We start from the raw sequence: 16,344 nt of genomic DNA on the forward strand, positions 1-16,344 counted from the left end.
AGCGCTGCCGAAAAGGCCTGTTATGCGGCGGTCGGCTCACGGTCCGCACGCCACTTGTCGTGCAAGCGAACCAAAGCTTCATACCCTTCGGCTTTTACAAACCGCCCTGATGGTTCCGTGAGAATAAAGGTCGATACGGCATGCGCGATGATGATCGACATATGCGCTTTGACCACGGCCTCGTCGTAGAATCCCTGCTCAACGCCAATTGCGAGAGCATCGAAGTAATTCAGCAACGCGATGAGATCGTGCGTGTCGATGTGATCAGGATCGTAATGCTTGCCGCCTGCACTGGCGGTCCAGATACGCTTTGTGATCTGGTGAATAACCGGATCGGTGTCGAACCGTTCGCACGCGGCGACGGTCGCTCGCTGACGGTTTTCGTCCGCGTTCAGTCGAATTTGGCTACGGATAAGCTGGAGTTGGACGGCCGCTGCGACGAAAATTCCACAAGTCGCTGCGGCGGAAATCCAGAAGGGAAGCTGGTTCACCCGGCTGTCTACGCCGTTAGTTTAAAAGTTGGGGCGCCCGAAAGTCATCTCGTTCTCCTAGTGTTCTCGTTAAATTAGCAATTGCCGGGGCAATGTCAAGTTTGCGTCGAAGGTCATACGCGCGGCTTTCCCTTCTGCCCGATCTTGCTTTCCTCGCCCTTGATCAGGCGGCGGATGTTTTCGTGGTGCTTGAACCAGACGACGACCGCGATGATCGCGGCGAACTGGACGAGTTGCACGTCGTGGACGAGGTACCAGGCCCAGATCGGTGCGCTCGCCATCGAGATCAGGGCGGCGAGGCTGGAAAAGCGTGTCGTCACAGCGGTTGCGAGCCAGACGGCGCAACAGGCAAGCCCCATCGGCCAGGCGATCGCGATGTGGACACCCAAGGTGGTCGCCACCCCCTTGCCGCCCCGGAACTTGAGCCAGACCGGAAACAGATGGCCCAGCACCGCGCCATAGGCGGCCATCAGGGCGATGTCCGGGCCATACAGCCAGCCCGCGAGCAGCACCGCCGCCGCGCCCTTACCGGCGTCCAGAATCAGGGTTGCGGCGGCCAGGTCCTTACGCCCGGTGCGCAGCACATTGGTCGCCCCGATGTTGCCGGAGCCCATCTTGCGCAGGTCGCCATAGCCGGCCAGACGCGTGAGCACGATGCCGAACGGGATCGCGCCCAGCAGGTAGCCCGCCAGCAAGCTCGCGAACAGGTAGGGACCGGACAGGCTCCAGGAAATTGGATCGGGCATCGTACGTTTTTGCTACGGGGGTTAGGCAGCGGCGGTCGCTGGCGTTTCGGCGTAGATCGTTCGGCCGTCGACGATCGTGCGCAGGACCCTCCCGCGCGCCGGCCAGGCGTCGAACGGCGAGTTCTTGCACTTGCCCAAGAAGCCGTCCGGATCGATCGTCCAGGTCTGCGCGGGATCGAACAGGATCATGTCGGCTGAATCCCCGGCACGCAGCCGTCCGGCGTCCAGGCCCAGGATGTCGGCGGGCTTGCAGGTCACGCGGGCGAGCAGATCCAGCAGATCGACTTGGTCGGTGTGCGCCAGTTTCAGCGACAGGGCGAACAGCGTTTCTAGCCCGGCGATGCCGTCCGCCGCCGCGGCGAAGGGCAGGCGCTTGCTGTCCTGGTCCTGCGGGTTGTGGTCGCTGACGATGGCGTCGATCGTGCCGTCGGCCAGACCAGCGATGAGCGCCTGCCGGTCGGCCTCGCGGCGCAGGGGCGGATCAACCTTCGCAAAGGTCCGGTAGTCGCCGACCGCGTCTTCGGTCAGGGTGAAGTAGTGCGGGGCGGTATCGCAGGTGACCTGCAATCCTTTCGCCTTGGCCTGGCGGATTGCCTCGACCGCGGCGGCGGTGGTGATCAGGCTCGCGTGGTAGCGTCCGCCGGTCATCTCGACCAGTCGCAGATCGCGCTCGACCTGGATTAACTCCGCCATTGCCGGGCTGCCGGAGAGGCCCAGCCGGGTAGCGAGCGCGCCGCCGTTCATCGCGCCGGTCGCCAGTGTCGGCTCCAGCGGATGCTGTAGAATCACCGTGTCGAACACGCTGGCGTAGGACAGGCAGCGGCGCAGCGTCTGCGCGTTGGCGATCGTACGGTTGCCGTCGGTGAAGCCGACCGCGCCCGCTTCCGAAAGCAGGCCTATTTCGGTCATCTGCTCGCCCGCGCAGCCGCGGGTCAGCGCGCCATAGGCGTAGACCTTGACCATCTTGGTCTCGCGCGCCCGCCGGGCGACGAACTCCAGCCCGGCGACGTCGTCGATCACCGGGTCGGTGTTGGGCAGGCAGGCGAGCGAGGTGATGCCGGCGGAGGCCGCCGCGCGCCCGGCCGAGGAGATCGTCTCCTTGTGCTCGCGACCCGGTTCGCCCAGTTGGGCCCGCATGTCGACCAGCCCAGGCGCCAGGCACAAACCGCCGCAGTCAACCTCCTGGACGGCCTCTGGCAGGCCGTCGCGAAACAGCCCGGGGCCGATTTCCGCGATCCGGTTGCCGTCGACCAGCACGCCACCTTGGGTGTCCAGGCCGCTCGCCGGGTCCAAGAGGCGGGCATTGGTGTAGGCGACCTTGGTCGTGCCCGCGGGCTTGGCGTGTAGGCTCATGCCCCGATGCTCCCGTCGACGTCGCCGGTGGTCGCGCGGGTGGGCGCCTGACGGGTCAGCGCATCGAGCACGCCCATTCGCACGGCAACCCCCATTTCGACCTGCTCGCGGATCGCCGAACGGTCGATGTCGTCCGCGACCACACTATCGATCTCCACGCCCCGGTTCATCGGGCCCGGGTGCATGATCAGCGCGTCCGCCTTGGCGTGGGCCAGCTTGTCGTAGTCCAGACCGTAGAAACGGAAGTACTCCCGGATCGAAGGCACATAGGAGCCCTGCATCCGCTCGGTTTGCAGGCGCAGCATCATCACCACGTCGCAGTCCGCGAGCCCGGCGCGCATGTCGGTGAAAGCGGTGACACCCAGCGTCTCGATCCCGCTTGGCAGCAGGGTCGGGGGCGCGATCACCCGAACCTCCGCGCCCAGCGTCGTCAGCAGGTGGATGTTCGAGCGCGCCACACGGGAATGGGCGACGTCGCCGGAGATTGCGACCTTCAGCCCGGCGATCTCGCCCCGGCGTCGGCGGATCGTCAGCGCGTCCAACAACGCCTGGGTGGGGTGCTCGTGGCTGCCGTCGCCGGCGTTGATCACTGCGCAGTTGACCTTCTCGGACAGCAACTGGACCGCGCCGCTGTCCGGCGCGCGGACTATAAGGGCGTCGGGGTGCATGGCGTTCAGGGTCATCGCGGTGTCGATCAGGGTCTCGCCCTTTTTGATCGACGACCAGGCGACCTCCATGTTGATCACGTCCGCGCCCAGGCGCTTGCCGGCCAGCTCGAAGGAGGTTCGGGTCCGCGTGGAGGTCTCGAAGAACAGATTGATGACCGTGCGCCCGGCCAATAGGTCGGAGGTCTTGTTGGCGGCCTGATTGACCGCGACGTAACTTTCTGCCCGGTCTAGCAGCGCCACGATTTCCTGTGCATCCATCCCCTCGATTCCGAGCAGATGGCGCAAATGCGTGCCGGATCCGGGTCCTGGCTGGGACTCGCTCGTGGCACGGTTCGGAAGATTGTGGGAGGTGCGATCGACGGGGCTCATCGAGCGCGGATCATGTCACCGGCTCCTGGGGGAGGCAAGACCGCTGCGTACCTTCATGCGCATCGTCACACACCGAAATACTGCGTGTCGCTCGTGACGGAATTGGTGCCGGCAGGAAGCAACGACGCCTTCAAGCCCCTTGGGCGTGTGCGCGCCGGGTTCCGTGTAGGGAGAATGTTGTTGCACAACGTCTCCGCCCTCGCGCCATCTCCGGCGGCAAGGCGTCATCGTTCGCATTTCGGGTCCGGCTTGCCGAGGACGTGACTGAGGCCTGGGGTACAGCGCGATTGCGCAGGCAGGAGTCACGCCGGGTGCAGGTTACGCACTCTTCGCCAGCAGGTCGAGTTGGCGCGGGTCGGCCTCGGTCTCGACCGGCTCCCTGTCCATCTCGCTCTCCGTGGGGCGGACATCCGCGCCCAGACCGCCGAGCAGAACGTCGTCCTGGCTCATCATCTGCGGGGCGCGCATGGCGCCGTTCAGGGCGTCCAGCAGATCGGGGGCATCGGTCCGCTTGGCGGCGCGGTGCGGGGCGATCGGCTCGACCTTGTCGGCGGCGGCTTGGGCCGCTCGATCGGGGGCTTGGCTTGTGCTCACGGGATTTCCTCCGGGCTCGCGCGCGGTTGTCTGCGCGTCGTTGGCGCTTTACGCGCGCGCGTTTTACTCCCTTTCCCGGATTAAATCACCCCCTGATCGCGCAGCCGCGTGATCGCCTCGGCATCCAGGCCGAGCGCTTCCTGCAGGACGGCGTCGGTATGCTCGCCCATCTTGGGGGGATGCTGGCGGTAGCTGACCGGCGTCTGCGAGAAGCCGATCGGGTTGCCGATCAGGTCGATCCGGCCGTTGCCTGCGTCCGGATAGTCCATCTGGATCTGCATCTTACGGTGCTGCACCTGCGGGTCGGCGAAGACGCGGTCGACGGTGTTGACCGGACCGCACGGGACGCCGCGGGCATTCAGCGCATCCACCCAGTCCTGCATCTCGCGTTTTGCGGTGATCGCGTCCAAAAGCGGGTAAAGCGCGTCCCGGTTGCGGACCCGCGCGGCGTTGGTGGCGAAGCGCGGCTCCTCGGCAAGTTCGGGACTGCCGGCTTCGGCGCAGAATTTGGCGAACTGGCTGTCGTTGCCGACCGCCAGGATGAAGTAGCCGTCGGATGCTGGCATCGTCTTATAGGGGACGATGTTGGGATGCTCGTTGCCGCGGCGTTTCGGCAGATCGCCGCTGGTTAGGTAGTTCAGCCCCTCGTAGGTCAGCCAGGAGACCTGCGTGTCCAGCAAGGCCAGGTCGATGTGCTGACCTTCACCGGTCTTCTCGCGGTGGTGCAGGGCGGCCAGGATGGCGGAACTGGCGTACATCCCGCACATCAGATCGGCGATGCCCACGCCGACCTTCATCGGCTCGCCCTCCGGCTCACCGGTCAGCGACATGATCCCGCCCATCCCCTGGGCCAGGTAGTCGTAGCCCGCGCGGCTGGCGTAGGGGCCGGTCTGACCGAAGCCGGTGATCGAGCAGAAGATGATGTGCGGCGCGATCTCCTTCACGTCGTCGTAGGACAGACCGTACTTCTTCAGCCCGCCGGTCTTGAAATTCTCGACGACGATGTCGCTCTGCTGGATCAGTTGACGTGCAAGGCGCTGACCTTCTTGCGTCGCGATGTCCAGTGTCACCGAGCGCTTGTTGCGGTTGGCCGAGAGGTAATAGGCGCTGGTCTCGGTGTCGTTGCCGGCCGCGTCCTGCACGTAGGGCGGGCCCCACTTGCGGGTGTCGTCGCCCTGGCCGGGACGTTCGATCTTGATCACCTCCGCGCCCAGGTCGCCCAGCAGTTGGGTGCAGGTCGGCCCGGCCAGGATGCGGGTCAGGTCGAACACGCGCAGGCCGGCGAGCGGTGCGGTCATGGCGGAAGCTGTCCTCTAAGTGTCTCTGTTATAGGCGTTCTCGCGGGCTAGCCAGCGAGGGTCAAGATCACCGGCAGGCTGACCATCGAGGCGGCGGTCTGTAGGGTGATCACCCCCGCCATCAGCGTGGCGTCGCCGCCCAGCTGTTTGGCCAGGATATAGCTGGAGGTCGCGGTCGGGGAGGCCATGAACAGTAGCGCGATCGCCGCCGTCAGCCCTTCCACCGCGAACGTCCAGAGGGTGAGGGCGGTCAGCGCCGGCATGGCGACCAGCTTGAGCGCGGTGGTTTGCACGACCGTCCGCGCGTTACGCCGGACGGCTTGCCAGTCGAGCGCGGCACCGACGCACAGAAGGCCGATCGGCAACGCCGCCCGCCCCAGGATATCCAGCACGTCGGCGACCACGCCCGGCATGCCGGTGAAGTTGCTCAGCGCGCCCAGCACGGCGGCGATAATCAATGGGTTGGTCACCACCTGCTTGACCGTGCCGAGCGCCGTCGGTTCGGCTGCGGTCCCCCAGTGGGCGAGCGCGATCACGCAGATCAGGTTGACCGTCGGCACGATCACCGCGATCGCGATCGCTGCCACGGTCAAGCCGGCGCTGCCCCAGATCGCGCCTGCGATCGACAGGCAGATGTAGACGTTCATCCGCACGGCCCCCTGCACCATGCTGGTGAAGGCGGGGCCGTCGACGTTCAATCGCCGCTGAGCGATCACCAGAACGCCCGCCATGAGCAGGATTGCCACGACCAGCGCAGCAGCCATCGGGAGCACCGAGAGCCCAGCCATATCGGCGCCTGAAAGGGCGGTGACGATCAGGGCCGGGAAGAAGATGCGATAGGTCAGGCGTTCCGCTGGCTGCCAGAAGCCATTGCCCGGAAAGCCGCGCCCCTGCAGCCAGCTGCCGAGGAAGATGAGCAGGAACACAGGCAAGACCGCGGCGGCGATGGACAACATGCGGGCTATATCCGGGAACGGGGTGATCAGGCTACAAGGCTAGGGCGGTCATCGGACGATGGCTAGGGTCGCGCGGGTGAAGGCTTTGTACCGCGCGTCTCGGGGTGTGTATTTTTGGCTGCGAACAAACTCCAGGCTGGAGGCCAGCGATGGCCGGCAACGACCTCTACCACCGCGACTATTACCGCTGGACGCGCGAACAGGCCGCTCGGCTGCGTGCGCTTGCGTATCGGCAGGAGCAGGAGGCCGGTGCGCCTGGAGAGGGAAGCGGATTGGACGTCGCCCATTTGGCCGAAGAGGTGGCGCAAGCCGGTCGGCTGGAGTTGAACCGCGTTACCCAATATCTGACCAGCACGTTGATCTATGTGCTTGAAGCGGCGTGGTTGCAGCATGCGCCGGCCAACCGTCGGTGGCGCGGCGAGGCCAAAAGCGCGGCGCGCGAAGCCTACCAGGCGTTCACCGACGGCATGCGCCCCGATCTCAACATTCGGGAAATCTGGGCGGATGCCGTGGAGGAGACCAATGTGCGTCTGCGCGAGACCGGCGAGGAAATGTTGCCTGCCGACGTTAGCTGTCCGCTCGCGCTGGACGACCTGCTGGCCCGCCGCCTGGATGCCAACGCCGCCGTCAGCCGCGTGCGCGCGGCATTGCTGGGAGACGACGGACAGGGGCCATGTGCCGCCGGTCCGGCTAGCCCCGCCTCATAGCGTCGAGCGCGCCCTGGAGGATGTAGGCGGCGGCCATCTGGTCGAGGTGCTGTTTCTGCTTGTGGCTCGCCATCTCGGCCTCGTCGCTCAGCAGGCGCTCGACCGCCGCCGTGGACAGACGCTCGTCCCAGAATGCGATGGGGAGGCTGTAGCCCGCTTCCTGTACCAGGTTGCGCGCGAACTGCCGGGTTGCCTGGCAACGCTTGCCCTCCACGCCGTTCAGGCCAACCGGCAGACCGATCACCAGGGCCTTGACCGCGCGGTCCTCGATCGCCTGAGCGAGTGCCTGCGCGTCAGCGGTGAACTTGCTGCGCCGGATCGTGTCGACCGGGGAGGCGACCGAGCGGTCGCGGTCGGAAACCGCCATGCCGATTGTCTTGTCGCCGAAGTCGAGGCCCATCAGGCGGGCACGGGCCGATAGATGCTGCGGCAAATCCGCGAAGTCGATGATCGCCATGGTTTACTCGGCGGCGTGAGGCAGTTGGGCTTGGCGTGTTTCCGCGTCGCGCGTTCCCCCCGCGTGCGGAGTCCCGTCCCCGCGCTTGCGCCGGTACCAGTTCTGTAGGTTGGCCCGCCACATCAATGCGCAGGGCGTGATGAACAGCGTCAGCAGCGTGGCGAAGGTCAGGCCGAACACGATCGCGGTCGACAAGGGCTGCCACAACTCGGTCGAGGGCGCGCCGATCTGGACCAGCCGGTTGAGGAAGTCGATGTTCACGCCGAGCACCATCGGCATCAGCCCCAGGATCGTGGTGACCGTGGTCAGCATCACCGGGCGCAGGCGCTGCGCGCCGGTGCGCAGGATCGCGGTGGTGACGTCGGGGTCGTCGGCCTTCAACCGATCGAAGGTATCGATCAGCACGATGTTGTTGTTCACCACGATGCCGGCCAGCGCGATCACGCCGATGCCGGTCATCACGACGCCAAACGGCTGATTGGTGATCAGCAAGCCGATCATGACCCCGATGGTCGACAGGATCACGGCGGAGAGGATCAGGAAGGCGCTGTAGAAGCTGTTGAACTGCGTGACCAGGATGATCGCCATCAGGAACAGCGCCACGACGAATGCCTTGGTCAGGAAGCTCTGTGCCTCCTTTTGGTCCTCGTTCTCGCCCCCGAAGGTGATGTTGACGCCCGCGGGCACGTCCGCCTGCTCCAGGAAAGCTTGTATCTCCTGGAGCTTGTCGTTCGCCAGCACGCCGGGCGGGACGTCGGCCTTGACCGTGATCGAACGGTCGCCGTCGGTGCGTCGGATCAGACTGGTGCGCTGTTTGGGCGTGCGCTGGACGAAGTTGGCGAGCGGCACCTGACCGTCCTCGGTGCGCACGCGGATCTGGTCGAGTTGATCCAGGTTGCGCTGGTCGCCGGGGAAGCGCACGACCATGTCGATCTCATCATCGGAGTCGCTGGAGCGGAATTCGCCGACCTTGAGACCGTTGGTGACCATCCGGATGTAGCTGCCGACCAGCGAGACGTCGGCGCCGAACTTGGCGGCTTGGGCGCGGTCGACCGACAGCTCCCACTCGATCCCGGGAACCGGGCGGCCGTCCTCGATCCCGACGAATTCTGGGTCCTGCTGCATCCGCTCGACGATCTGCGCCACGGTCGGCGTGATCAGTTCAGGGCGGTCGCTCGTGACCTCGATCTGGATCGGCTTGCCGCCGGGCGGACCCATGTCCTGTTCCTGCGCTTCGACCTTGATCCCGGGCAAGGCGCTGGCGCGCTGCTTGATATCGTCGATGATTTCCTGCGCCGGTCGGCGGGTCCACCAGTCGGTGAACTCGAGCGTGACCTGGCCGATGATGTCCTCGGGTTCGTCGCGCCGTTGACCGGAGGCGATCTGCGAGCGGGCGTAGATCGCGTGGAACTCGCCCCGCTCCTGATGCAGTTGCAGGATCTGGCTCTCCACCTCCTGGACCAGCCGGTCGCGTTGCTGGATCGACAGGTTGCCGCGGCCGTGGATCTGGATCACCGCGCTTTCCGGCTCGGTGTTCGGGAAGAACTCGATCCCGCGCCCGTACATCGCATAGGCAGTCTGCACCGCGACCAGCGCGGCGACCGACGCCAGCAGCAGCTTGCCAGGATGCTTGATCGCGAAGCTCAGCAGACGGACGTAACCGCCGGTGAACCCTCCCAAACTCTTCAGGTCCGACTTCCCGCCGCCGGCAATTGCCTGCGCCTTGTCATCGTTGTCCGGCTGTTCGGTGGTCTCGCCGCCTTTGCCGCCGAACACCGCGCCCATGGCCGGTACGAAGATCAGCGCCATCGCAAGCGAGGCGGTTAACACGGCCAGGAGCGTGATCGGCAGGTATTTCATGAATTCGCCGATCACGCCCGGCCAGAAGAGTAACGGCAGGAAGGCGGCCAGCGTGGTCGCGGTCGCAGCGATGATCGGCCAGGCCATGCGCTTGGCCGCCAGGCCGTAGGCCTGCTTCTTGGACAAGCCCTCGCGTAGCTTTCGGTCGGCGTACTCGACCGTGACAATGGCGCCGTCGACCAGCATGCCAACGGCCAGAATCAGCGAAAACAGCACCACGACGTTGACCGTCAGCCCGGCCAGAAAGACGACGAGCACGCCGGTCAGGAACGACCCCGGGATCGCTACACCGACGAATGCGGCCGAGCGCAGCCCGAGGGCGGCGACGATCACCACCATGACCAGCAGCACGGCCGCCAGGACGTTGTTTTGCAGATCGCTCAACATCGTGCTGATGTTGGTCGACTTGTCCTGGGTGTAGGTGACCTCGACCGCGTCCGGCCAGGCTTCGCGTTCCGCTTCTACTACCTGGCGGACCTGTTCGATCGTCTCGATGATGTTCTCGCCGGTGCGCTTGGACACCTCCAGCGCGATCGCGGGCTCGCCGTTGATTCGGGCGTAGCCTTCAGGGTCCTTGAAGGTCCGGCGCAGATGGGCGACGTCGCCGATCGTCACCACCGTATCGCCGTCGACCTTGATCGGCATGTTCAGGATGTCCTGGGAGTTCTGGAACAGCCCTGGAACCTTGATCGCGAAACGGCCGGCACCGGTGTCCATCGCGCCCGCGGCGACCAGGCGGTTGGACCGGTCGACCGCGTTCAGCACCTGCTGGGCATCGATGTCGTAGCTTTCCAGCAATGTCGGATCGATGACGAGCTCAACCAGCTCTTCCCGGTTACCCGCCATTTCCACCTCGAGCACGGGCTGCAGGGCTTCGACCTCATCCCGCAGGTCGCGGGCGAGATCGAGCAGCGTCCGTTCCGGCACGTCGCCCGACAGTGTGACCACGAGCACGGGGAACAGGCTCAGGTTCACCTCGTGCACCGTCGGCTCGTCGGCATCGACCGGCAGTTCCGGTTTTGCCGCGTCGACCTGCTCGCGGACATCGATCATCGCCTGATCGGCGTCGAAGCCGGCCTCGAACTCCAGTACGACGTTGGCGCCGTCCTGGTAGGCGGTGGCGCGCATCTCTTTCACGCCCTCGACGCTTTCGAGCTCCTGCTCCAGCGGCTTGACGATCAGCCGCTCGGCGTCCTCAGGCGAAATGCCCTCGTGGTGGACGTTGGTGTAGATCAGCGGGATATTGACGTCCGGATCGCTCTCCTTGGGGATCGCGACATAGGCGTAGGCGCCAGCGATCAGCAGCAGCAGCAGCAGGCTGAGGACCGTGCGAATATGACTGAGGGCGGCATCGATCAGGGTGTTCACGGCCGCCCCTCCGGTCCCGGCTTACCGGGGCCGCCCGTTGGCAGGTTGAGTGGCGTGTCTTGCAGGCGCTGCTGCACCTCGCCTTCGGCGACCGGTTTCACCTGCTGGCCGACGGTAACGAAGTTCTGGCCCAGCGTGACGAAGGTGACGGTTTTGGGCAGGCCGGTGATCCACACGCCGTCCGGCTTGTCGGCCAGAATGTCGACCTCCTGGAAGTGCACGCGGTTGTCGTCGTCCAGCACCTTTACGCCCACTTGGCCCGCGTCGTTGAGTGTCAGGATCGACGGCGAGACGAAGTGCGAAACCCGTTCCTTCAGCGGCACCGTCATTTGTGCCGTCACGCCATCGCGCAACGCCCCCTCGGGGTTGGCGACGCGCATCTCCACCTCGAAGGTGCGGGTGCGGTCGTTCGCTTCGCGCGCGACGAAGTCCACGGTTCCGGTGACCTGTTCGCCGGTGATCAGCTCGGCTGTTGCCTGCGTGCCGGTCTCGATCTGCGCCACCCGCCGTTCGTTGACGCTGCCGACGATCTTGAGCGGGTCGAGATCGACCAGACGCAGCAAGTCCCGCCCGCTGGTCATGAAGTCGCCGACCTCCGCCATCGTCTCGCCGACCCGTCCGGCGAAAGGGGCGTAGATCGTCGTGTTGTCCAGGGCGGTGCGGGCCTGCTCGACACGCGCCTGCGCTTCTTCGAAAGCGGCGCGGGCCCCGGCCAGCTGGGTATCCGAGCGGTGGCCGCGTTCATGCAGCCGCCGGGCGACCTCCAATTCCAGTTGGCGTTGCTCCAGCAGGGCCTTCGCTTCGCGCAGTTGGGCCGAGCGGTCTTCCTCGGCGAGCTGAGCGAGTACCTGGCCTTTGTCGACAAGATCGCCCTTGTCGACCAACAGCTCTTCGATCCGGCCGTGCGTTTGCGCCTGCACCACCACCTTGCGGTCGGCCTGGGTGCGTCCCTGGACGCGTAGCCTGTCGGTTCGCGGTTCGGCGGTCTGGGTGGCGACGCGCACCTCCGGCACGTCGCTCAGCTTGGATAGCTGCGCGGGCCCTTTGCGGGTTTCCGGTTCGGCGCTGCCCAGGTACTGACCCGAGGCGATCCAGACAATGGCCGCCCCCGCGATGGCCAGCGCGATCGACACGGACCCGAAGCGGCGGAGAAGCTTGATAAACATAGCAGGGGTCTCGGGCTGTTTCGGGCGCTATTCTGCGGCGTTGGCGGCTGCATGGGTGCGGGCGTTCGCGGGCGCGTCCGCGGCACCGGCCAGCAACGCATCGCGGTGTTCGCGCAGATAGTCCCGCGCGCACTGGTATACGGCGAGGCCGAGGCCGTGAACGAAACGCTCGCCTGCCGGCCGGTTGTCGAGGTTGGCGTTTTCGCTCATGCGCTGCAGCACATCCTCGTACCAAGTGATCCGATCATCAATCAGGCGGTCCAGTGTCGCGGCCGGCAGGAGGTGCGCGAAAAACAGCACGAACAGGAAGTCCGAGCGCACTTCGTCGTCGACCGGCCGGCGGTGCAACGCCCGTTCCAGCGCAGCGCGACCGGAGGCTGTGATCGAATAGAGTTTCTTGTCCGGACGTTTGTCCTGCGGTTGCGCGTGGCAGACGACCAACCCGTCGGCCGAGAGTCGGGTCAGCGCCGGATAGATCGAGCCAAAGCTGGCCTCCTGAAAGTGGGCGAGCAGGCCTTCTTCGAAACTCTTTTTGATCTCGTAGCCGCTGGCGTCCCCCCGGTTGAGAACGCCCAGGCAAAGGGTGCGTGTATCCATCGACGGTCCCGAAACGCCACGAACGGCGTCAAAGTGGATGCATTTATGCAGCTAACAGTATCGGGCCGATATATCAGAGTCCAGCTCATTATGGTCGATATCGGTCTGACGGTGGGCACGGGGTGGGCAGGCCTTGCCGGCGCGAGGGCGGCAGGCAAGATCGTTCGCGCCCGCATGAAAAAGGGGCCCGGCGCATGGCCGGGCCCCTCGTCGTCATCGAGCCGGGTGTCGCGTGGACACCTGGATCAGCGGGTTACCCCTCGCTCGGCAGTTCGCCGGTGATCCAGTACTGCACGCGGTCCTCGTTGTTCTCGATGTACTTGTCGACGGCTTCCTCGTAGGAGGTCTCCTGGGCGTCGTACATCGCCGCCTGGAGGTCATCGAGTGGGATCCACATGCGCCCGATCATGGTCGCCGCATCGATGTTGTCCTGGTAGAAGCCCTGACGGGCGATCGCGTGGATCGACTCGTAGCTGCCCAGCGTGCCCTTCGGGTCTTCCAGGTATTTCAGATCGTACGCGCCGAACTTCCAGTGCGGGCTCCAGCCGGTCACGACGATCGGCTCATCGCGCTTGATCGCACGATCCAGAGCGGCCGTCATGCCAGCTCCGCTGGAGGTCTGCAGCGTGTACATGTCGCTTAGACCGTAATCCTCAATGGCCTGCTTGGACAGGCGCGTGAGGCCGGCACCTGGATCAATGCCGACGATCTTGCCGTCAAGCTTGTCGGCCCACTCTTCGCTCTTCAGATCAGCGATCGAGTCGACATCCATGTATTCCGGAACGATCCAGCCGAGGCGGGCATGGTCGTACAGCATGCCGAGATCGACCGTCTGATTGGCGAACTTCTCAAGGTAGTCCGCGTGGGTTCCCGGCTGCCAGGACATCATCATGACATCGATGTCGCCCTGAGCTAGGCCCTGGTACTGCGGGGCAATACCGGTCTGGGTCAGGGTCACATCCTGGTCCATCCGCTCTTCCAGGATCTGCTGGGCCAGCTTGGTCACAAATTCGGCGTCCGACCAAGCGGTCCAGCCGATTTGGACGTCGGCTGCCGCAGGGCTCGCCGCCAGGGTGACCGCTGTGGTCGCGGCGATCAGGGTCTTCTTGCCGTAGTCCAGCATTAAAATCCTCCTCTGTTGCCTCTATCTAAGGCGTGTTCACCGCCCTTCTCATGGGGCGATGGAGCGTCGTCCGGATTATCCGGACGCGCCCGGTTGCGGCCTTACCCGCTCAACATCCGTTGTAGAGCGGGTAGTCCATGCACTCAAGCCGCGCGACTGGTTTTGGTTTCCTGGTCGTCGTCGCTGGCGGGTTGGGCGCCGCCGAGCAGGCGACGGACCTTCGCGATCAGGCCTTCGCCGCGGCCAGCCTGGCCGATGCTTTGGGTGATGCGGTCGAGCAGGATCGCCACGATCACCACGCCCAGGCCGCCTTCGAAGCCGAGACCGACATTGAGGCGCTGAATACCGGTCAGCACCACGTTGCCAAGGCCGCCAGCACCGATCATGGAGGCGATAACCACCATGGAAAGGGCCAGCATGATGGTCTGGTTGACCCCAGCCATGATCGAGGGGAGCGCCAGTGGCAACTGCACCTTGGTCAGCAGTTGTCGGTCGGTGCAGCCAAACGCAAGGCCTGCTTCGACGTTTTCCTTGCTCACCTGACGGATGCCTAGGTTGGTCAGGCGCACCGCCGGGGGCATGGCGAAGATCACCGTTGCGATCGTGCCCGGCACCTTACCCAGACCGAAGAACATCGCCGCCGGGATTAGATACACGAAGGGCGGCATGGTTTGCATGAAGTCCAGCACCGGCCGGATGACCGCCTCGACCGTGTCGTTCTTGGCCATCGCCACGCCGACCGGAAAGCCGACCACGAGCGCCACGAATGCGGCGGAGACCACCAACGCCATCGTGGAGACGGACTCTTCCCACAGATTCATGCCCATCAGCAGGAACATCGAAACCGCCACGAATATGGCGAACTTCCAGTTCACCCGCCACAAGCCGATCACGATCAAGATCGCGGCCAGTGCGAAGGGGTGAAGCCACAGCAGGAAGTCCTCCAGCGTGGTCGACACCGCGCCGATCGCCGCCGAGATCGCGTCGAGCAGCGGCTGCATGTTGTCCAGAATCCAGTTGACCAGTGCCTCAACCCAGGCGCCGATCGGGATTTTTACTTCTTCAACGAATTCCATCATGGTTTTAGCCTGCCCTGTCGAGTGTTTGCAGAAGGGCGGTCTTGGTTACCGATCCCAGGTAGCGGTTGTTCTCGTCGACGACCGGCACCGGATGGGGGCTGTTAGCCACCTTGTGCAGCACGTCGGACAACCCTTCGCTGGCCTGGACGGGCTTGATATCCGCGAGGAAGGCGCTGGCGAGCTGGCCGTCACCCTTCCGGGCCCGCGCCAGGCTCTCGGCGCTGACCATGCCCTCGAACTTCTGGTTCTTGTCGACCACCACGGCGACGTCGCGGTCGGCGTGCTTGACCTGCTCGATGACCGAGTTGAGGTCGTTGCCGCTGTGGTCGATCACCGACAGCTGTTTCTTGCGCGCGATGTCGCCGGCCGAGAACACCTGAGTAACGTCGACGCCCTTGAAGAAGGAGCTGACGTAGTCGTCGGCCGGTTTGGTGACGATCTCCTCCGGCGTGCCGATCTGCACGATCCGACCGTCCTCCATCACCGCGATCCGATCGCCGATGCGCATCGCCTCGTCCAGATCGTGGGTGATGAAAATCACGGTGCGCCGACTTTCCTGCTGCAGGCGCATCAGTTCGTCCTGCATCTCCGTGCGGATCAGCGGGTCGAGCGCGGAGAACGCCTCGTCCATCAGCATGATTTTGGGATCGTTGGTCAGCGCACGGGCCAAACCAACGCGCTGCTTCATGCCACCGGACAGTTCGTCCGGGAAGGAATTGGCGTTCGCCTTCAGCCCGACGGCTGCGAGCGCCTCCAGGGCGCGCTTGTGCCGCGTTGCGCGGTCGACGCCGGCCACCTCGAGGCCGAATGCGGCGTTGTCGACGACCGTGCGGTGCGGCATCAGCGCGAAGGACTGGAAGACCATCGCCATTTTCTGCCGGCGCACCTCGATCAGGTGCTGGCGCGACATCTTGGTGATGTCCTCGCCTTCGATCTCGACACTGCCGTAGGTCGGATCGATCAGGCGGTTGAGCATTCGGACCATGGTGGACTTGCCGGAACCCGACAGGCCCATGACGACGAACACTTCGCCCTCATAGACTTCGAACGAGGCGTCGCGGACGCCCACGGTGTTGCCGGTTTCGGCGAAGATTTCGTCTTTGCCCTTGCCCTGTTCGATCAGGCGATAAGCTTCGGCAGGGTTCGGTCCGAATATCTTATAGACGTTTCTGCAAACGAGTTGTGCGTTCGCCATTGCGGTTTCGGCCCCCTGTGGAACAAGCTGTCTTGTTATTGGGTCCAGCGCGCCCGCGCTATTACCGTCTTCGGCGCGATGGAGTAGCGGTCGACCGTCTCCCGTGCGGGTACGGGATTATTCTGCCTCGGGCCAACGTTACCAGCCAGCTATGGTTCCCCCGTCCAGGCGTCAAGTGGCGTGTCAAGAGACGGGAGCGTAAGAAGGCTGTGTCTGTGCCGGCCGTGTGACAGGCCTTTGGGTAACGGTCGTGGCCGTTGATTGCAAGGCACCCGCGGATGAAAGAACATTGTCCGGCGGGTGAAATGCCTGTGTCA

Annotated in this window: 15 protein-coding genes; 1 reads left to right on the forward strand and 14 read right to left on the reverse strand. The window is 64.9% G+C overall.

All coding sequences use genetic code 11. The features are described 5' to 3' along the window. Positions 1-20: 20 nt before the first annotated feature. The 7 genes from RHOSA_RS0109380 to RHOSA_RS0109410 form a co-directional block, all read right to left on the reverse strand. Complete coding sequence (locus tag RHOSA_RS0109380) at positions 21-491, reverse strand: DUF4760 domain-containing protein (RefSeq protein ID WP_027288462.1); 471 nt, start codon at positions 489-491, stop codon at positions 21-23. Between the two features lie 113 nt (positions 492-604). Then, the gene (plsY, locus tag RHOSA_RS0109385) at positions 605-1,237 is read right to left on the reverse strand and encodes a glycerol-3-phosphate 1-O-acyltransferase PlsY (RefSeq protein ID WP_027288463.1); all 633 of its coding nucleotides are present in this window, start codon (positions 1,235-1,237) and stop codon (positions 605-607) included. 21 nt (positions 1,238-1,258) lie between these two features. Beyond that, positions 1,259-2,590 carry a dihydroorotase gene (gene pyrC / locus RHOSA_RS0109390; protein ID WP_027288464.1) on the reverse strand — a complete coding sequence of 444 codons (1,332 nt, stop codon included), beginning with the start codon at positions 2,588-2,590 and terminating at the stop codon, positions 1,259-1,261. Beyond that, positions 2,587-3,627: an aspartate carbamoyltransferase catalytic subunit gene (locus RHOSA_RS0109395; RefSeq protein WP_081728613.1), complete on the reverse strand. Its 1,041-nt coding sequence runs from the start codon at positions 3,625-3,627 to the stop codon at positions 2,587-2,589. Before RHOSA_RS0109395 ends, pyrC begins: the two co-directional genes overlap by 4 nt. Positions 3,628-3,945: 318 nt before the next feature. Then, complete coding sequence (locus RHOSA_RS0109400; RefSeq protein WP_027288466.1) at positions 3,946-4,221, reverse strand: hypothetical protein; 276 nt, start codon at positions 4,219-4,221, stop codon at positions 3,946-3,948. Between the two features lie 80 nt (positions 4,222-4,301). Further along, positions 4,302-5,519, reverse strand: coding sequence for a CaiB/BaiF CoA transferase family protein (locus RHOSA_RS0109405; RefSeq protein WP_027288467.1), 1,218 nt, complete (start codon positions 5,517-5,519; stop codon positions 4,302-4,304). A gap of 47 nt (positions 5,520-5,566) precedes the next feature. Continuing rightward, a complete protein-coding gene (locus RHOSA_RS0109410) occupies positions 5,567-6,475 on the reverse strand; it encodes an AEC family transporter (RefSeq protein ID WP_037255997.1) in 909 nt (302 codons plus the stop codon). Between the two features lie 149 nt (positions 6,476-6,624). Here RHOSA_RS0109410 and RHOSA_RS0109415 point away from each other — a divergent pair, with 149 nt between their 5' ends. Beyond that, complete coding sequence (locus tag RHOSA_RS0109415) at positions 6,625-7,182, forward strand: DUF29 family protein (protein WP_027288469.1); 558 nt, start codon at positions 6,625-6,627, stop codon at positions 7,180-7,182. Here RHOSA_RS0109415 and ruvX read toward each other — a convergent pair. The 7 genes from ruvX to proV all read right to left on the reverse strand — a co-directional run bounded on the left by ruvX (position 7,166) and on the right by proV (position 16,027). Then, entirely contained in the window at positions 7,166-7,639 is a 474-nt protein-coding gene (gene ruvX / locus RHOSA_RS0109420) for a Holliday junction resolvase RuvX (protein WP_027288470.1), read from the reverse strand. The genes RHOSA_RS0109415 and ruvX overlap by 17 nt on opposite strands. Before the next feature lie 3 nt (positions 7,640-7,642). Next, positions 7,643-10,867, reverse strand: a complete 3,225-nt coding sequence (locus RHOSA_RS21595) for an efflux RND transporter permease subunit (protein WP_081728614.1) — start codon at positions 10,865-10,867, stop codon at positions 7,643-7,645. Further along, the gene (locus tag RHOSA_RS21600) at positions 10,864-12,033 is read right to left on the reverse strand and encodes an efflux RND transporter periplasmic adaptor subunit (protein WP_051431995.1); all 1,170 of its coding nucleotides are present in this window, start codon (positions 12,031-12,033) and stop codon (positions 10,864-10,866) included. Before RHOSA_RS21600 ends, RHOSA_RS21595 begins: the two co-directional genes overlap by 4 nt. Positions 12,034-12,060: 27 nt before the next feature. After that, the gene (locus tag RHOSA_RS21605; RefSeq protein ID WP_051431996.1) at positions 12,061-12,630 is read right to left on the reverse strand and encodes a PadR family transcriptional regulator; all 570 of its coding nucleotides are present in this window, start codon (positions 12,628-12,630) and stop codon (positions 12,061-12,063) included. Positions 12,631-12,883: 253 nt separating this feature from the next. Continuing rightward, positions 12,884-13,753, reverse strand: a complete 870-nt coding sequence (locus RHOSA_RS0109440; protein ID WP_027288471.1) for a glycine betaine ABC transporter substrate-binding protein — start codon at positions 13,751-13,753, stop codon at positions 12,884-12,886. 143 nt (positions 13,754-13,896) lie between these two features. Beyond that, entirely contained in the window at positions 13,897-14,832 is a 936-nt protein-coding gene (locus tag RHOSA_RS21610; protein ID WP_051431997.1) for an ABC transporter permease, read from the reverse strand. A gap of 4 nt (positions 14,833-14,836) precedes the next feature. Further along, a complete protein-coding gene (gene proV / locus RHOSA_RS0109450; RefSeq protein ID WP_027288472.1) occupies positions 14,837-16,027 on the reverse strand; it encodes a glycine betaine/L-proline ABC transporter ATP-binding protein ProV in 1,191 nt (396 codons plus the stop codon). Between the last annotated feature and the right edge of the window lie 317 nt (positions 16,028-16,344).

The sequence above is a fragment of the Rhodovibrio salinarum DSM 9154 genome, assembly GCF_000515255.1.
Classification (GTDB): Bacteria; Pseudomonadota; Alphaproteobacteria; order Kiloniellales; family Rhodovibrionaceae; genus Rhodovibrio; species Rhodovibrio salinarum.